The sequence below is a fragment of the Lysinibacillus sp. FSL M8-0216 genome, assembly GCF_038595555.1.
In the GTDB taxonomy this organism is placed as follows: Bacteria; Bacillota; Bacilli; order Bacillales_A; family Planococcaceae; genus Lysinibacillus; species Lysinibacillus fusiformis.
In genome coordinates this window covers 1,791,062-1,806,824 of record NZ_CP152007.1, presented here as the reverse complement: position 1 = coordinate 1,806,824, position 15,763 = coordinate 1,791,062, and the positions used below count along the sequence as shown (strand labels likewise).

Annotated in this window: 16 protein-coding genes; 4 read left to right on the top strand and 12 right to left on the bottom strand. The window is 37.8% G+C overall.

The window, feature by feature from the left end; all coding sequences use genetic code 11:
- Positions 1-60: 60 nt before the first annotated feature.
- Positions 61-1,356, bottom strand: a complete 1,296-nt coding sequence (locus tag MKX57_RS08485) for an MFS transporter (protein ID WP_008175620.1) — start codon at positions 1,354-1,356, stop codon at positions 61-63.
- Positions 1,357-1,479: 123 nt separating this feature from the next.
- On the opposite strand from MKX57_RS08485, the gene MKX57_RS08480 reads away from it, so the two are divergent.
- Positions 1,480-2,730: a helix-turn-helix transcriptional regulator gene (locus MKX57_RS08480; RefSeq protein WP_089984984.1), complete on the top strand. Its 1,251-nt coding sequence runs from the start codon at positions 1,480-1,482 to the stop codon at positions 2,728-2,730.
- A gap of 39 nt (positions 2,731-2,769) precedes the next feature.
- On the opposite strand, the gene MKX57_RS08475 is transcribed toward MKX57_RS08480, so the two are convergent.
- From MKX57_RS08475 to MKX57_RS08430, 10 genes are all read right to left on the bottom strand, one after another.
- Complete coding sequence (locus MKX57_RS08475) at positions 2,770-4,674, bottom strand: mannonate oxidoreductase (RefSeq protein WP_107921831.1); 1,905 nt, start codon at positions 4,672-4,674, stop codon at positions 2,770-2,772.
- Positions 4,675-4,807: 133 nt separating this feature from the next.
- Positions 4,808-4,933 (bottom strand): hypothetical protein, encoded by a 126-nt coding sequence (locus tag MKX57_RS08470; protein ID WP_258954905.1) that lies wholly within the window; start codon positions 4,931-4,933, stop codon positions 4,808-4,810.
- A 198-nt stretch (positions 4,934-5,131) separates the two neighbouring features.
- Positions 5,132-6,043, bottom strand: coding sequence for an EamA family transporter RarD (rarD, locus tag MKX57_RS08465; RefSeq protein ID WP_036125050.1), 912 nt, complete (start codon positions 6,041-6,043; stop codon positions 5,132-5,134).
- 129 nt (positions 6,044-6,172) lie between these two features.
- Positions 6,173-6,718: a hypothetical protein gene (locus tag MKX57_RS08460; protein WP_008175615.1), complete on the bottom strand. Its 546-nt coding sequence runs from the start codon at positions 6,716-6,718 to the stop codon at positions 6,173-6,175.
- A gap of 190 nt (positions 6,719-6,908) precedes the next feature.
- On the bottom strand, positions 6,909-8,078 hold the full coding sequence (locus tag MKX57_RS08455; RefSeq protein WP_036125048.1) for a toxic anion resistance protein: 1,170 nt from the start codon (positions 8,076-8,078) through the stop codon (positions 6,909-6,911).
- A gap of 222 nt (positions 8,079-8,300) precedes the next feature.
- Entirely contained in the window at positions 8,301-9,545 is a 1,245-nt protein-coding gene (locus MKX57_RS08450) for an ABC transporter permease (protein ID WP_089984988.1), read from the bottom strand.
- Positions 9,529-10,434, bottom strand: a complete 906-nt coding sequence (locus MKX57_RS08445; protein WP_008175611.1) for an ABC transporter ATP-binding protein — start codon at positions 10,432-10,434, stop codon at positions 9,529-9,531. Before MKX57_RS08445 ends, MKX57_RS08450 begins: the two co-directional genes overlap by 17 nt.
- Positions 10,435-10,447: 13 nt before the next feature.
- Positions 10,448-10,978, bottom strand: coding sequence for a DUF2812 domain-containing protein (locus tag MKX57_RS08440; RefSeq protein ID WP_008175608.1), 531 nt, complete (start codon positions 10,976-10,978; stop codon positions 10,448-10,450).
- A gap of 61 nt (positions 10,979-11,039) precedes the next feature.
- Complete coding sequence (locus tag MKX57_RS08435) at positions 11,040-11,576, bottom strand: DUF2812 domain-containing protein (protein ID WP_089984990.1); 537 nt, start codon at positions 11,574-11,576, stop codon at positions 11,040-11,042.
- A 1-nt stretch (position 11,577) separates the two neighbouring features.
- Positions 11,578-11,892, bottom strand: coding sequence for a helix-turn-helix transcriptional regulator (locus tag MKX57_RS08430; RefSeq protein WP_342550906.1), 315 nt, complete (start codon positions 11,890-11,892; stop codon positions 11,578-11,580).
- Positions 11,893-12,076: 184 nt separating this feature from the next.
- Between MKX57_RS08430 and MKX57_RS08425 the strand changes: the two genes are divergently transcribed.
- Together MKX57_RS08425 and MKX57_RS08420 are read left to right on the top strand one after the other, a co-directional pair.
- Positions 12,077-12,658 carry a TetR/AcrR family transcriptional regulator gene (locus tag MKX57_RS08425; RefSeq protein ID WP_089984992.1) on the top strand — a complete coding sequence of 194 codons (582 nt, stop codon included), beginning with the start codon at positions 12,077-12,079 and terminating at the stop codon, positions 12,656-12,658.
- Between the two features lie 56 nt (positions 12,659-12,714).
- On the top strand, positions 12,715-13,896 hold the full coding sequence (locus tag MKX57_RS08420) for an ABC transporter permease (protein ID WP_089984994.1): 1,182 nt from the start codon (positions 12,715-12,717) through the stop codon (positions 13,894-13,896).
- A 320-nt stretch (positions 13,897-14,216) separates the two neighbouring features.
- On the opposite strand, the gene MKX57_RS08415 is transcribed toward MKX57_RS08420, so the two are convergent.
- Entirely contained in the window at positions 14,217-14,798 is a 582-nt protein-coding gene (locus MKX57_RS08415; protein ID WP_043989981.1) for a TetR/AcrR family transcriptional regulator, read from the bottom strand.
- Positions 14,799-14,954: 156 nt separating this feature from the next.
- On the opposite strand from MKX57_RS08415, the gene MKX57_RS08410 reads away from it, so the two are divergent.
- Positions 14,955-15,713 carry an SDR family oxidoreductase gene (locus MKX57_RS08410; protein WP_008175594.1) on the top strand — a complete coding sequence of 253 codons (759 nt, stop codon included), beginning with the start codon at positions 14,955-14,957 and terminating at the stop codon, positions 15,711-15,713.
- Positions 15,714-15,763 lie beyond the last annotated feature (50 nt).

Here is a 15,763-nt window from a genome sequence, read left to right as displayed (position 1 = left end):
AAAACAGCAAAAGCTATCGTGACGTCACGATAGCTTTTGTCTACAGTCATAAGCATGCAATTATGTTGTTGAATGAGGCACACTTTTTGTGATGACTTCTTTTTCATAATACTCCGGATGTGCTTCTTTTAAGATAGAAGTACGTAGCATCACAAGTGAAATGATAATGATAATGACGCTTGTAACAGGCAATATGATCATGGCTGGTATAGCATCGTATAATACTCCATACACAACCATACCAATAGGCATCATGGACATTGCCATTGTTTCCATCAGTCCGAAAACGCGGCCACGGAATTCTTCCGAGATGTTTTTTTGCATATAGACCCCTATTGGCATATTAATACCCATTTCGAAAATGGCGAAAATAAAGTAAATGATTAGATAAAAACTAACAATTGCGATATAGGAAAAATTCGTGACTAATGGAATGACGGCTAAGGCAAGACTACCTGCCAACAGCAATAAGCTTATTTTTGAGAAACGTAATGGCGCTTTGACTTCTGGTCTTGTCGCAAAATAAAGGGAAGCGATAAGCATACCCGCTGCACCTGATGCCTGAATAAAACCAAAATGCGTTGATTCTACTTTTAGCAATTCAATGATAATAAATGTTCCGCCAACAGCGATAGCGGAAAAGAATAGATTAATCCATAATGCCACCCACATGATTGTTTTTATGACCTTACGCTGTTTTATATAATAGAAGCCGCCTTTAAGCCCTTCCCATACTTTTTCCTTCTTTACATCTTCTCCTCTTGTACTATAGAGTTTAAAATCCATTGTTGCCTCTAAGCAAAACGCTATGATATACGCTCCGATATTTACCATTAAAAATACGTCAATATTGAAAAATCCATACATCATACCACCAATGACGGGTCCCCCAATGGCAGCCACGGACATCGATAATTGATTAAATGACATCGCGCGCTGTAAACGTTCTGGATTAACAAGTGTAGCAATTGCAGATGAAAACGTAACCCCTGAAAATGCGGAACATATCGTATTAAAAACAGTAGCTATGTAAATAGCATAAACAGACATCCCTACCGTTTCTGTATAAATCAGTAATCCCCCTACGGTCAAAATGGTCCCTGCCTGCGCTAATAAAATTGTTCGTTTTTTTGAAAAATTATCCGCTACATAACCAGCCAATGGTGCTACGAGAGCACGAGGTAACACAGAACAAATCATATTGGTCGCAAAGCTCATGGCAGACCCTGTCATGGCTAATATATACAAGCTAAAACCAAACGCCATGACATTTGCCCCTAGCATGGCAATCATTTTACTCGCTGTAAATGTCCATAAATGATAGGTCGCCTTTTTTAATTTTTCCGCTTCATTCATCTTAAAACCCCTCCATTTTTTAACTAAATTAAAAAGTTTAATTTTATTAAACAAAATATACCACAGCTCCCCCTTTTCACGCAAGAAAAAGTTTAATATAATTAAACAAAAGGAGGCGAGGCAGTGAACTCTCTAGGTGCACGAATTCGTAAATTAAGGAAAGAAAAAAAATTAACATTAGAGGCGCTTGCCGGTGATCGTCTAACAAAAGGAATGCTGAGTCAAATAGAAAATGAAAAGGCCAAGCCCTCTATGGAAAGCCTTGACTATATTGCTGAACGGTTAGGTGTCAAGGCTAGTGAATTACTCGAAGAAGTAACACCTTCATCCATTCGTTCACTTTTAGAGCAGGTCGAAATTTTATTTGCAGAGGTAAAATGGGGAGATATAGTTCGTCATCAAGAAATTGTTGATTTGATAAAACCATCAGTAGAGGGCCTTCCTGACAGCTACGAAGCAGGCCGTTTATTGTATATATATGCTGTCACGCAGTATGAAGTAGGATTAGCTTCATGGGAAACATCCCTCCTGCAAGCCCGCACTATCTTTAAGGAAATTAATTTACTTAGCCATTGGTTCAAAACTTTCATCCTGCAAATGAACGTATTGGCGGAAAAACGTCAATATGACTTGGCCTATGCCTGTATTTTACAGGCGCAAGAAATGATTGAACAAGAGGATTATCAGTTTGATTCTCGTGATGCTTTATTAATGGCTTATTATACAAGCATTTTACAGCTTGCCATCGGAGAACATGAAGAAGGGAAAAAATTAATAAACGAAACCATTACGAATGCTCATAAAAACCAACTGTTTTATCAAATCGATGATATGTATCGTATCGGTGCTTATTGCGCGATGATTGACCATGACTTTGAACAAGCTGAGCATATGTTTATGAAGCTGGAGCAATATCGGGCATTTGCCGAACGTGCACTAGTAGATGCTTTCATCTATATTTTACGGGCACATTATTATAATAATTACATGTTTAATTATGAGCAGGCGTTAATAGAAATTGAGAGCTTTAATGAGCTCAAGCATGAGGATTTAGAAATTTTGGATTCAAACTATTATTATGCGGAAAAAGGAAAGTCCTTATATTTACTCGGTCGTTATGAGGAGGCAAGGACTGCGTTTGAGCATTTTCAAAAAGCACCTAATTTTATCAGCCATCCATATGATATTTTAGGTTTAAATGAATGCTTTTCCTATAAGGCCCTTTGCTATGCACATTTTGGGGAACTGACAACCGCCTATGACATCGCAAAAATGGCATACAACGATTCACTAGATTTAGTTGATTTACCTTATAAACGCAAAATCGAAGAAGTCTATATGACGATTAAGGCACAAATTGATTCTACTTCTTAATATGAAAGGGATTGCACCGCTTCGTGCAATCCCTTGTTTTTACTTTTGCTGATCTTCTTTTATTTGCTTATGAATTTTGCGTAATGCTTTTTTGGACCCCCGCTCAATATCATGCTGAAGCTTACGTTCTTGATAGTCGACAAATAAGGTCTCAAGATCATAGCCTTCAGGGTATAATTCGGTTGCCGGTAGCTCTAATGCAAGTCGTTTCACATGAACCTCTAGCATTTGACCCTTATAGTACACAGTGACATTATAGAACTGATTCATCTCTTGATAAACAAGCCCGACATCATCATGATCCAATAATTTCACACGGTCCCCTTTGGCAAATTTAACGATTGCTGCCCTGCCAGCTTTCTCTACTTTCGGCTTACGAATTTTACTATCCTGCACCCGAGTCAGCTGATAATCCTTATTATTCATATAATCCTGTGCTCGTTGCAAAACCTCTGCACGGACATTCATTTTTTTAGAAATCCAAAGAGCATTACTCTCTCCAGACGTGCCAATCATCAACTGATACAAAGGCTCTAATGTTTCACTATTAAATCGCATAGCCGCATTCATAAAGTCTGGATGCATCTCTGAAAACCGTTTAATTTCTCCGTAATGTGTTGTCGCTACTGTCATACAGCCCATTTGATAGAACTCTTCCAAAATCGCAATAGCCAGTGCCGCACCTTCATTCGGCTCAGTACCACTGCCGATCTCATCAAATAATAATAGTGTATGGTTATTGGATGCTCTCATAATGTCGGAGAGATTTTTCATATGTGATGAAAACGTACTTAGCGCATTTTCCATACTTTGATTGTCACCTATATCGACAAAGATATGATCGAATATAGCCAATTCAGTGCCCTCATCTGCCACGATATGAAAGCCGGACATTGTCGCCAATGTTAATAAGCCAATTGTTTTCAACACGACCGTTTTCCCGCCTGCGTTTGGTCCAGTAATAATTAGACTCCTATAATCTTTTCCAATCGTAAATTGAAGTGGCACAGCATTCCCTGATAATAAAGGATGTCTACCATTGATTACTTGGATGAAGCCATAATCATTGAGGCGTGGCTCCATACCGCCAATTTGTTTACTAAATTTTGCTTTAGCAAAAACCATATCATATTGGCTAATCAACTCCATATTAATATGGAGGGCGTGAAGATGATCCATTAAAAGCCCCGATAAAGATGCTAAAATCTGATACTCCTCCACCGCCTCTTCAGCCTTTAAAGTAGCTAATTCTCCATTTAATTTAGCGACCACACTTGGCTCCATAAAAACAGTTGCACCCTTTGAGGAGATTTCCACTATCGTACCTTGTACATGGTTTTTATAGGAAGCCTTAATTGGAATCGTATAGCGTTCATCCTTTTGACTAATAAAGAACTCTTGTATATACGTTTTATTGGCACTGTTGTTCAAGAATTTTGTTAAGCGGTCTTTTATTTTTTCCTCTGTCGTTTCGATATGATGACGAATCCGCTTCAATTCTCGACTAGCAGCTGAATCAACGCGATTAGCTTTTATAGCAAAATTAATTTCTTCTTCCACACTTTTAAATTCAGCCATCGAATTCGCGTAAGATGAAAGAACTGGCGCAAAAAATTCCTTATCCAACATGAATTTTTTAATGTTACGACAGCCTCGTAAAAAGTCTGACATGCTGATGAGCTCACTGGGGTCCAAGATCATCCCTTTTGCCAGTTTGGTCATGATATGCTCAATATTGGATACGCCTAGAAATGGGACATGACCCTCCGCATCTACGATTACCCGTGCCTCAGTTGTTTCATTCAAGCGAGTTTTTACAACTGCTAAGTTTGAGCTTGGCATTAATTTATCTAATAACTGTTTGCCCAATCCACTTACACAATAGGATTTAACGATATCTTTTAATTCTTGGTATTGTAACTTCTCTAGCGTAGTAAAATTCATTTGTATATGCTCCTCATTCTGATATTTATCATTCATGAAGATACCTACCCAATATTAGATAGCAATGAAGTGTTAAATAAACTAAAAAAAGCTGTGAGGAATCCCCACAGCTCTATCTTCAAAAGGCGAGTGTTCATAGCACTACAAATAAAACCTCATTTTCAGAAGTTTCATCCATATATGCACCGCTTGATAAAGTATTGTAGGCATCTACATAGGTTTTGAAATAAATCCATGAGCAAATAAGGGGTCTGTTCATGACATATATCCCCCTGTCGCCATATCATTTATTTCATTTAATTTTTACCTAGTTAGAACCTACCGCACTCACAAAAAGCACCTCTCAATTTTTATCATTGTTATCTAATTATTGACATCATCTTACTATATGTTGACTAAATTGTAAAGGTACGCTCTCCATGTAGTCCATTGAATAAAAAAAGACTTGTAGAATATTCTACAAGTCTACTGATTTATGATGAGCTTTTCTTGTTTCTATAATCTTGGAACCTGAGAATAGTAATAATGCTCCCCAAATGATGCTAAATGCTAAAAGCTCTATCTGACTAAATGGCTCTTTATACAGTACGATACCTAAAATCAATACAATAGTTGGTGAAACATATTGAATAAAGCCCAATAAATACAATGGAATATTTTGTGCACCTTTTGCAAATAGGATGAGTGGTACAGCTGTTACTAAACCACTGAAAATCATCAAAATATCTGTTTTTACATCAACATGTAAAAACGAAGCTTGATGGGTTGTAAATAGATACACATAATAGCCTAAAGCAAATGGTAGGATTAATAATGTTTCAATAGCTAATCCTCTCGTCGCATCCAGTGTAATTTTCTTTTTCAATACGCCGTATATCGCAAAAGATAGCGCAATCAATAGTGCTACCCATGGTACAGAGCCATAATTGATCGTTAAAATAATAACAGCCATAAAGGCAATTCCTGTCGCTACCCATTGTGCGCGACTCAACGATTCTTTAAAGAAAATTACTCCAAAAATAACAGATATGAGCGGATTAATATAATAGCCTAAGCTTGTCTCAATTAAATGGTTATGGGTTACTGCCCAAATATACAAGTACCAGTTCATTGAAATGACGAAGGAGGCACCCGCAAGCTGCCAGAAATGCTTTTGATGTGACCATAAATATTTTAAGTCCGCGATAAGGTCTTTACGCATTCGAAATACGATGACAGCCAGTACAGTAAAGACAAACGACCAAATCACTCGGGATAATAAAATCTCCATGCTTGGTACATGTTCAAGCAGTTTCCAATAGAGAGGAAAGGCACCCCAAAAGGCATAGGCAAAAAATGCCGCCAAAACCCCTTTTTTCTCATTTGACATTGCCACTAACGCTCCCTACTCATAGTGAAATCAATTGCGACCTCACATAATATTAAACTAGTTAAAGAATAGACTCATTATAGAGCTTTGTGTGGCAGCTGTAAATGCCAAATTTCTAGACTCCTTAGATCACCGTCCATCCTTCTGCTCTGATTCTAGCTCGGAGATATATTTACGCACTGTACTATAGCTAATATCTGGATTGATTTGGCGTTTGATGCGTATATGGATTTCCTTTATACCAACCCCTTGCTCTCGCATATTTCGAATCATCGACTTAAGAGGTCCCGTTAATGACTCTCTCGACAAGGACGTATATTTACTCAGTTCAATTAATAGCTCCGTATTTTGTTGTCGGAGCACCTGCATTTCCTCTACCACGCAATTATATTCCGTTACTTTTTTTTGCAGGACTATGTTTTGCTGCTTAGATTTTTGCAAGTCCTCTGTAAGTGCTGCATTTTGTTTTTTTAATGTCTTTCGTTCTTGTTCTATACCATTTTGCTTATGATCTAAATCTGTATGCCTCGCACTGTACACTTTTTCCTTATGCAATAACTCTAAATAACGGCTTTGTGGAATAAGCATTAAAGTTTCAGCTGCGTTAAGAGCAAGCGTTCCATCTTCAAAAGGCTCATACGACAATGTAGAGGATTTTATTTTATTGGTCATCATTTCACTCCTCCACGAATGATTTCATGTAATCGTATTGCTTTGTATAACATCTGTTCGCTTCCTTTTTCATTTGATAATCATTCTCATTTAATTTTATCATAATCAGTATTTTCCTTTTTGTCAAAGAACATTTAACGCAAACAAAATAAATAAAGCTTCTTGCAGAAATTTCTACAAGAAGCTTCGATTATTACATTTTTTTCAATTTTTCATATTCTAATTGCAAACGTTCAATACGTTTTCGACCTTCTTCACGACTTCTCGCTGTTTCAGCTTGAATTTGCTTCGTTTCTTGAATACCAGACATAATCGTTTGCCATGTTGTTTCAATTGTTTCAATTTTTATGCTCGGGCTACCTGCTGCTCGTGCTATATTAACGCTGTTTTTACTAATGTTTTCAGCATTGCGCACAAGCATTTCATTCGTACGGCGATCTAGCTCAATCATAGAATCGGAAATCAGCTTTTGGCGCTTTAAAGTAACGGCATGAATTAAACCTTGTTTGAAAATAGGGATTGTCGTCACAAAGGCTGAGTTAATCTTCGCAATTAAATGGTTATTACCTTGCTGCATTAAACGTATTTGAGGTGCAGATTGGAATGATACTTGCTGCGCCATTTCTAAATCATAGCGACGTTGCTCTAATAATTCCACTGCACGTAGCATTGTTTCATATTCCATTGCCGCTAATTGATCGCCCGTCTGAGCCTTTTGTTCAAGGGCCGGTAATGTTGAACGAACATCTTCTATCTTTACTTCAATCGCAGCGACAAACTTACTTAAAGATTGGAAGTAATTTAAATTTTGATCGTATAGATTTTCAAGGTCAATTGTATTTCGCTTCATTTCACCTTCATATTTTTGAATTTCGCGGTAAATGACATCTACTTCCTTATTCATGCTGTCATATTTAGATAGAAACTTTTCCAATTGCTCTTTTCCTTTATTAAAGAGCTTGGAAATAAAGCCACCTTTTTTCTCCTCCGAGAAATCTTGAGGATCAAATTTATCCATAATTTTATTGAGATTATTTAAAAGGACACTCGATTCTTCTAGTTTGCTGGACTTCATAGTAGCCAGCATTTTATCAGAAAAAGTAGAAATGCCACTTGCTGTTTCTTTCCCAAGCTCTAGCATGGCAATTTGATCTTTAACATCAATTCGTTTAGCAAGTGCATGAACCTCTGGATCTTTCTTTAACATAAGCTGGTTTTGCGCAATTTGTGAAAGCTCTTGCTCAGATACAAGTACTGGCTTTTGTTCAGGCTCTTGTTGCATAAGCGGATTAGGTTGTAATAAAGGATTTTCAGTAGCGAATGGGTCCTTGGATTTTAAAAGATCATTGTTGAATTCAGACATACGTTTTACCCCCTGCAATTTATCTCTACAATTTACTTACGATTACTTTGGAAAAAGGTTTCATTTCCGATAGAAAGACAAAACCAATTTCAAGCTCTTTATTAAATTATAGCTTCTTTCTAAACAAAATTCGACTGATTACGCAAATTCCTTTACATTGTTTTCTAACGTTGGCATGAAACAACCAAAAAGCAGCTACATCATCGTGTAGCTGCTTATCATTTAAGTGGTAACCTTTAAAACTGTTTTAATTTTTTGAATGACCCCGCCTGAGCTATATGTCAGTACACTACGTTTATAGAACGATAAGCTAAATAGGTACACGACTATAATCGTTGCGATTAAAATACCTAAAGATAGTAATGGAACTAACCCTCCGATATCTGTAGCACCTATCCTCATAGGCATGATCATTCCTGATGTTAATGGAATATACGAGAATATTTTAATGATGATTGTATCTGGATTACCCATCCCTGTTAGCATCACATAGAAGCCGATAATCGTAATAATCATGGCAGGCATTAATACCTGACCTGCTTCTTCTACTTTCGATACTAATGAGCCAAATAATGCGCCAATGATAAGATACAGGACAACCGTTAGCAATAGGAATACAATGGCATAGATAACATAGCCAACAGACAATTCTTTGACAATGCTAGCAGCCGCATCCCAAACGATACCGCCTTTTACGAGCTTAGCATAAATCAGGAATACTGCTGCAAGAATGCCCATCTGCGTTAAAGCAAGCAGTAATACACCTGCAATTTTTGCTTTAAAATGAGTAGTTGGTTTGACACTTACTAAAAGCATTTCCATTGCTCTTGAGCCCTTTTCAGAGGCAATTTCAGTCGTAATCATAGATAGGAATGTAGAAATAAAGAAATAAATTAAAATTCCAACTGCATAGGAAACAACTAAACCTGATTGCTTTTCTTCTTCACTTTTTCCACCCGTTGATTCCTCATTTAAGTTTTTAGTGGAAATCGTAGTTTGAGCGGCCATAATTTGTGCTGCCTGTTCAGGTGAAAGCGATAATTGCTGTACGGCATAGTGCTGACCAGCATATTGTAATAAGGATGACAATGACGATTGATCGTTTAATTTCAGGGGTGTAAACGTAGCAATTTCTGCTTGTAGCTGACCACCTTGATCGTTAATCGTCACAATGGCATCTAGTTTGCCGTCCTTCACTTTTTTTTCAAGTGTCGGTCTATCCTTTTCATCTTGGATAAAAGCCATATCCCCATTGGAAACAAAGATACCACTTAAATCAGCAGATGTCTCATTAATAATGGCAATTTGCTGTGCTTCATCATCACCTGTAAATAGCTCTTTAATTTCGGACCAGAAAACAGCTACAGACATTACAAGTACATATAAACATGTCATTAAAATAAAGGATTTTGATTTTATTTTTGATTTATATAATTGTTTCATCAATAAATTAAACTTCGACAACATTGCCACCTACCTTATCTTTAAAGATTTCATCTAATGATAAATAATCCAGGCTGAATTTTTCAATATACTTCCCATTGGAAAGCTGCTCAAAAATACTTTGGGCAAAGCTTTCATCCACTAATGTTAAAACTGTTTGTTCCTTCTCAACACGTACATCCTTGACGCCTTCTAACGCCAATAGCTGTGTTGTTGACCAATCTGTCCGTACTGCCAGTTTTGTTTTGCCATATTGTTTCTTTAAATCTAGTAGACTACCAGAAAATAATGAAACACCTCTTTTTAATAGGCATAAGTGATCACAAAGTTCCTCCACATTATCCATTTGGTGACTAGAGAACAAAATTGTTGTACCCTGTTCCTTTAAAAGTAGAATGGCATCCTTCAGTAAGTCCTTATTAACCGGATCCAATCCACTAAACGGTTCATCCAAAATTAAAAATTCAGGTTTATGGATAAAGCTGGCGATAAGCTGTACTTTTTGCTGGTTCCCCTTTGATAGTGTTTCAGCCTTATCTTTTCGTTTTTCTTCCAGCTCAAAACGTTGAATCCAAAAATCAATTTCCTTTTTCAGCTCGGCTTTTTTCATCCCACGTAGCTCACCAAAAAAGTACAACTGCTCCTCTACTTTCATCGTCGGGAAAATACCACGTTCCTCAGGTAAATATCCTAGGACGTCTCTGTTAATCGCATTAACTGGCTGACCATTCCATGTAATTGTACCTGCCGTTGTCTCCTGTAAATCTAAAATCATACGGAATGTAGTTGTTTTCCCCGCACCATTTTGGCCAATCAAACCAAAGATTTCACCTTTTTCAATTGTAAAATTCAATCCATCTACAGCCGTAAAATCCTTGTACTTCTTCGTGACATGCTGTAACTGTAAAGTCATGTTGTCACCCTCCTTATCCTTCGAATATATGTAAATTTTCTTTCAATCTTTTTTTACGGTTTTCATTTTTAAATATAGAGATACACACCATTATGGATACGATAAAATTTAAACATCCTACACTAGTGTTGACGATTGTTACAGAAGGTCCCCAAGCTCCCATCGAAAAATTATAAAGCCCAGCCACTATATTGAATAGCAACAGTACTATAAAAATACGATTCATCGACTTTATATAGCTAATTTTAGAGGTAGTATCTGAGAATAATTCAAATGGCCCTTCTGCCTTTGGTTTTCGATAATACGCCCAAACACCGAATTTGTGCACACATTCTATATTCATCTCCTCTAGAAACTCAAAATAGTCCTTCGATTTGCTATTCACTAATTCATTCCGATAAATATATTGTTGTGGTGTTCCTTTTTCAAAAATAAAATAACCTACAACTGCTTTTTTTAAATTCCACCCCCGGTCTGCCATTTCATTGACCCACCGTTCTTCCTTTTCATAATCTATAAAAAAACGGTATATTCTTTTTTCCATCCTTTCACCCCTACTAGATTTATTGTTATTTTCTGATTTCCCAGAAAATAATAGACGTCCACTAATCTGAAAATATATTTAACTCCTTTTTCAATCGATTGCGGACTCGTCTAAGCCTATATAATGGGAAAGAGAATAAGATGACTATAATTAGATTTAAGCTATGTAAAATAAACCCTATCCAATTCGTCATTTCGTGAGAAAAATCGCCGATCAAGCCTGAAATACCAAAATATAAATTAAGTAGAATAAGAGGGAAAAAGAGTGCCATCTTTTTTGACAGACTTCCTATTTTAGTTTTTTTATCCGTATAAAGCTCAAACGGACCTCCCTGGGAAGCCTTTCTAAAAAACACAAAATTACCAGAGCGATCAACTTGTTCAATGCCTGAACTTTTTAAAAATGCTAGATAGTCCTCTTCGTAGTGAGTGCCAAATCGCTCTAATTCATCATGGCGATAAATATAGCTGCCTGCTTCTCCACGCTCAAACGTAAAACGAATCCATGTAAACTTTTTCAGATGCCAGCCCTGGCAAGCCATGTTATTGACCCACTTTTCAATTGCATATGGATTAATCATCAAACGATATTTATGCATATTATTCAACTCCTCTCGTTATACGGATACCATTGTCAAAAAGTTCCCTTAATCTCAAAATTTCATATTCAACTATCTTATCCCCAGTTTCTGTAATTACATATTCTTTCTTGCGACCATCCTCATTGAGCGCCTCAATCCAGCCTCGTTCAAGTAAAGTTTTAATGGCCCCATAAATGGTACCTGCGCCTAAGCGTACTCGCCCACTACTCATTTCCTCTACTAATTGCATGATGCCATAACCATGTCTAGGCTCATACAATGCTAATAAAATATAATATACGCCTTCAGTTAACGGCGGATGCTCCTGTGTCATACAATCCCCCTTTATATCGTCCACCAATATATCGTCAGCCGATACATCTAAACTATATCAGCCGTCGATATAGTTGTCAATGTTCTTATTGCTAATTATTTCCTTGAAACAAATAATTTTGTTGCAGAGAATTATGCACTATGCTAGCATGTAAGTGATTACTTGCATGAAAGGAAGTTTATGATTGACAACAAAGGGAACCGCGGAACGAATCATCGAAGCTGCTCTACAATTGATTAGTGAAAAGGGCTATACTGCCGCCACAACGAAAACGATTGCTGAATTAGCCGGCGTCAATGAAGTTACACTTTTCCGCCATTTTGGCAATAAGCGTGGCCTCTTGAAAGCCATAGTCGAACAATTTTCGTATTATCCCCTTTTACAACAGGAGATCCATCAAAACGTTACGTGGGATTTAGAAAAAGATTTATTAAACTTCTCATTAAAGCATTTTGATTTTTTAATGTCGATTAAAGATTTGGTGATGATTGGCTTTAAGGAGTCCATTCAGTTTCCTGAAATTAGTGAGGAAATTGCAAATATTCCTCTTCTAATCAAAAAGGAATTATGCCAATACTTCCAAGAAATGAAACAACGAGGGAAGATAAGAGAGGTTGATTTTGAAGCTGCAGCGTTATCACTAATTGCTCTTAACTTTGGTCATTTTATGTCACGTGCACGTCTTGGTACTATGGTGTCTGACATACCAACCGAAGAACTATTACAGACAAGTGTTGCTATTTTTTCTAGGGGACTCGTTTCCTAGAAAAAATTTTTCCTTTCAATGCAAGTAAGTACTTACTTTATTAAGGGGGATTAAAAATGAGAGGTTTACAAACTTTATTGAGAATTCGAGAAACATATATTGGCATTGTTGCTGCAATTGCCTTTCAATTAATTTTCTTTACAATTTGGATGACAGCCTATGACGGCGTCAATGAGCGAGCTGATCAATTATCGATAGGCTTGTTGACGGAAGATACAGAAATGGGGTCGCAAATAGTAAAGGACATGAAGGACAACATTCCATTTACGCTAAAAGAGTATTCCTCTAGGAAGGATGCCGAGCAAGCACTCAATGAACGCCAGATTAATATGATTATGCAAATTCCAGCTAATTTTACGAAGCAGCTTCGGACAGGAGAAAAAGCTGAAATCATTTATTCGATTAATCAGGCCAATGCTAGTGTTGCGAAAAACATGATGGATGGTGTAGCTAAGCAATTAACAGAAGAAATGAACCAAATGCTCTACCCATTACAACAAAATCAGGCAATCGAGGTTTTTTCCCAACAATTTGCCCAGCTTCCATTTGAGCAAAATACCTCACAGCAAATAAACGCATCTGTCCAAACAACCGTGATGACAGTTAAAGATCATGCCGTCAATGCGACCATCGTTAAAACGAATGATGTAGAGGGATTTGCAGCAAACTTTGTCCCACTAATGGTCATCATCTCCTCCTTTGTAGGGGCTATGGTGATGATTATGCAACATCAGCAAGCCGCACAAATGGTACAAAGTAGTGTTTCAAAATGGCAATTATTCCTTGCACGCCAGCTGCTCAATGTTGGAGTCGCTCTCACTTTACCATTCCTTACAATCGGCTTAATGCATCTATTTACTATTTCCAGTAATGAAAGCTTTCTATCCATCTATTTCTTCCAATCTGTGCTGTTTCTAGCTTTCCTTTGCCTAGCACAAGTTTTCGTCATTCTCTTTGGAAATATCGGCATGGTCTTCAATATTTGTGCTCTATCTCTCCAATTAGTAACCTCTGGAGTACTCGTTCCGAAAACCATGCTTTCTGAAGGCTACCAGCAATTAGCTGCCATGCTCCCCGCTACTTACGGTGCCGATGGCTATTACACTATTATTTTCGGAGGAAGTGCCGCTAATTTACTACAAAACAGTAGCTCCTTAGCCATCATCATCCTAGTCACTCTGGCAATCGCTACAGTAACCGTAGCAATCAAGCCCGCTCCTGCTCTTACCTCTAGTTAGTTGTATGCTATAGCCCCTTGCTCTGTTCATTTCTGGATGGACGGGGTGGGGCTATCCGTTAGTTTGAGTGAGCTATCCACTACTTTGAGCGTTTTTTCCATCCCTTTGAGCGTTCTATCCGCCACTTTCTCCGCTCTATCCGTCACTTTGAGCGTTCTATCCGCCACTTTCTCTGCTCTATCCGTCACTTTGGCGTTCTATCCGCCACTTTCTCCGCTCTATCCGTCACTTTCAATGTTCTATCCGTCACTTCGGCCGTTCTATCCACCGATTTCTTCATTTCGCTTCATTTCAAGCGTCCCATCTCCTCTTTTTACGCTCTATCCTCCACTACGGACATTTTTCAAAATAGTGGCGAGTTGCTGATTTAAGACGCTTACGCTGTCGCTAAAGTCCCCACGGTACCATTGGATAATGAGTCCGATAATCGCGTTTGCTTGGTAGGCGCTATAATAATCAATCGAAATTGATTCTGTCATTTGATGCTCGTGATGTAAGGTAATGTCTCTCTTTAGCAATGAGTAAATTCCGTCAAACAGCATGTAATAATATGTCAATGGGACATTTTTGGAAAACACAATCCGATAAAACATTTTAAAGCGTTCAATATGATGAAAAATACGAATCGTGTTCGGATCTAGTTGATGTGTATCCAATGTTGTCACGGCACGATAAGGTTCTTCGTAGGATTGGTATAAATCCTCCATAATCTCTTGAAAGTATTCTTCAAAGAGTCCTTCCTTTTGCTCGTAATGCAAATAGAAGGTTCCTCTATTCACCTTGGCCTCTCTACATATTTCTGCAATGGATATTTGCTCCAAAGGCTTTTGACTAAGCAGTGTCAATAAGGCGGCGTGTAAAGCTTGCTTTGTTTTAATAATACGTAAATCTGTTGTAGACAATTTTTTCAGCTCCTTAGTAAACAGTTTTTCCAAAAGTGTTGATTACTCAACACATCCGGATATTTTGCATATTGAAATCGCTTTCATATTTATTATATGATTTTAATGAACAGATGTTCAATATCTATCGAAAAATAGTATGAGGAGGTCTTTGAGATGAGATTAGAAGGTAAAGTAGCAATTGTGACAGGTGCAGCTTCAGGGATGGGGAAAGCTATAGCAGAAGGTTATGCAAAAGAAGGTGCTAAGGTTGTCGTTTCAGATTTAAATTTAGATGGTGCCCAAGCGGTTGTGGAAGGCATTCAAGCGGCTGGGGGTACAGCGTTTGCCATTCAAACAAATGTCGCATCAACAGAAGACTTACAACGTTTATTTGATGAAACAAAAAGTAACTATGGACAATTAGATATTTTAGTCAATAATGCAGGTATCATGGATGGTATGGAGCCAGTTGGAGAAATCTCTGATGATCGTTGGGATAAAGTATTCGCGGTGAATACAACAGCTGTGATGCGCTCAATGCGTATGGCCACAGACATTTTCCTTGCTCAAGGACATGGTGTCTTTGTCAATAATATTTCTGCTGGTGGCTTATACGGTGCACGTGCAGGAGCTGCATACACTGCGTCTAAACATGCCGTTGTTGGATTAACTAAAAATACAGCCTTTATGTATGCTGATAAAAATATTCGCTGTAATGGTATTGCGCCAGGGGCAGTTATGACGAATATCGCCTCTTCCATGACAAATATGAGTCAAACAGGTGCAGCACGCCAATCACTTGGTTTATCGATTAATCCTCGTGCTGGTCAACCTGAGGAAATTGCTCAGTTAGCTATTTTCCTTGGCTCAGACGAAGCGAGCTTTGTGAACGGACAAGTCATTGCTGTCGATGGTGGATGGACTGCTTACTAATATCGTAAAAAAACAGCACGCACAGATTTCATTTTCTGTGCGTGCTTACT

What these genes read in the sequence shown, in the direction of transcription:
- MKX57_RS08485 (WP_008175620.1), bottom strand. Translation starts at nt 1,356, where the DNA reads ATGAATGAAGCGGAAAAATTAAAAAAGGCGACCTATCATTTATGGACA.
- MKX57_RS08475 (WP_107921831.1), bottom strand. Translation starts at nt 4,674, where the DNA reads ATGAATTTTACTACGCTAGAGAAGTTACAATACCAAGAATTAAAAGAT.
- MKX57_RS08470 (WP_258954905.1), bottom strand. Translation starts at nt 4,933, where the DNA reads ATGAACAGACCCCTTATTTGCTCATGGATTTATTTCAAAACCTATGTA.
- rarD (WP_036125050.1), bottom strand. Translation starts at nt 6,043, where the DNA reads ATGTCAAATGAGAAAAAAGGGGTTTTGGCGGCATTTTTTGCCTATGCC.
- MKX57_RS08460 (WP_008175615.1), bottom strand. Translation starts at nt 6,718, where the DNA reads ATGATGACCAATAAAATAAAATCCTCTACATTGTCGTATGAGCCTTTT.
- MKX57_RS08455 (WP_036125048.1), bottom strand. Translation starts at nt 8,078, where the DNA reads ATGTCTGAATTCAACAATGATCTTTTAAAATCCAAGGACCCATTCGCT.
- MKX57_RS08450 (WP_089984988.1), bottom strand. Translation starts at nt 9,545, where the DNA reads ATGTTGTCGAAGTTTAATTTATTGATGAAACAATTATATAAATCAAAA.
- MKX57_RS08445 (WP_008175611.1), bottom strand. Translation starts at nt 10,434, where the DNA reads ATGACTTTACAGTTACAGCATGTCACGAAGAAGTACAAGGATTTTACG.
- MKX57_RS08440 (WP_008175608.1), bottom strand. Translation starts at nt 10,978, where the DNA reads ATGGAAAAAAGAATATACCGTTTTTTTATAGATTATGAAAAGGAAGAA.
- MKX57_RS08435 (WP_089984990.1), bottom strand. Translation starts at nt 11,576, where the DNA reads ATGCATAAATATCGTTTGATGATTAATCCATATGCAATTGAAAAGTGG.
- MKX57_RS08430 (WP_342550906.1), bottom strand. Translation starts at nt 11,892, where the DNA reads ATGACACAGGAGCATCCGCCGTTAACTGAAGGCGTATATTATATTTTA.
- MKX57_RS08420 (WP_089984994.1), top strand. Translation starts at nt 12,715, where the DNA reads ATGAGAGGTTTACAAACTTTATTGAGAATTCGAGAAACATATATTGGC.
- MKX57_RS08410 (WP_008175594.1), top strand. Translation starts at nt 14,955, where the DNA reads ATGAGATTAGAAGGTAAAGTAGCAATTGTGACAGGTGCAGCTTCAGGG.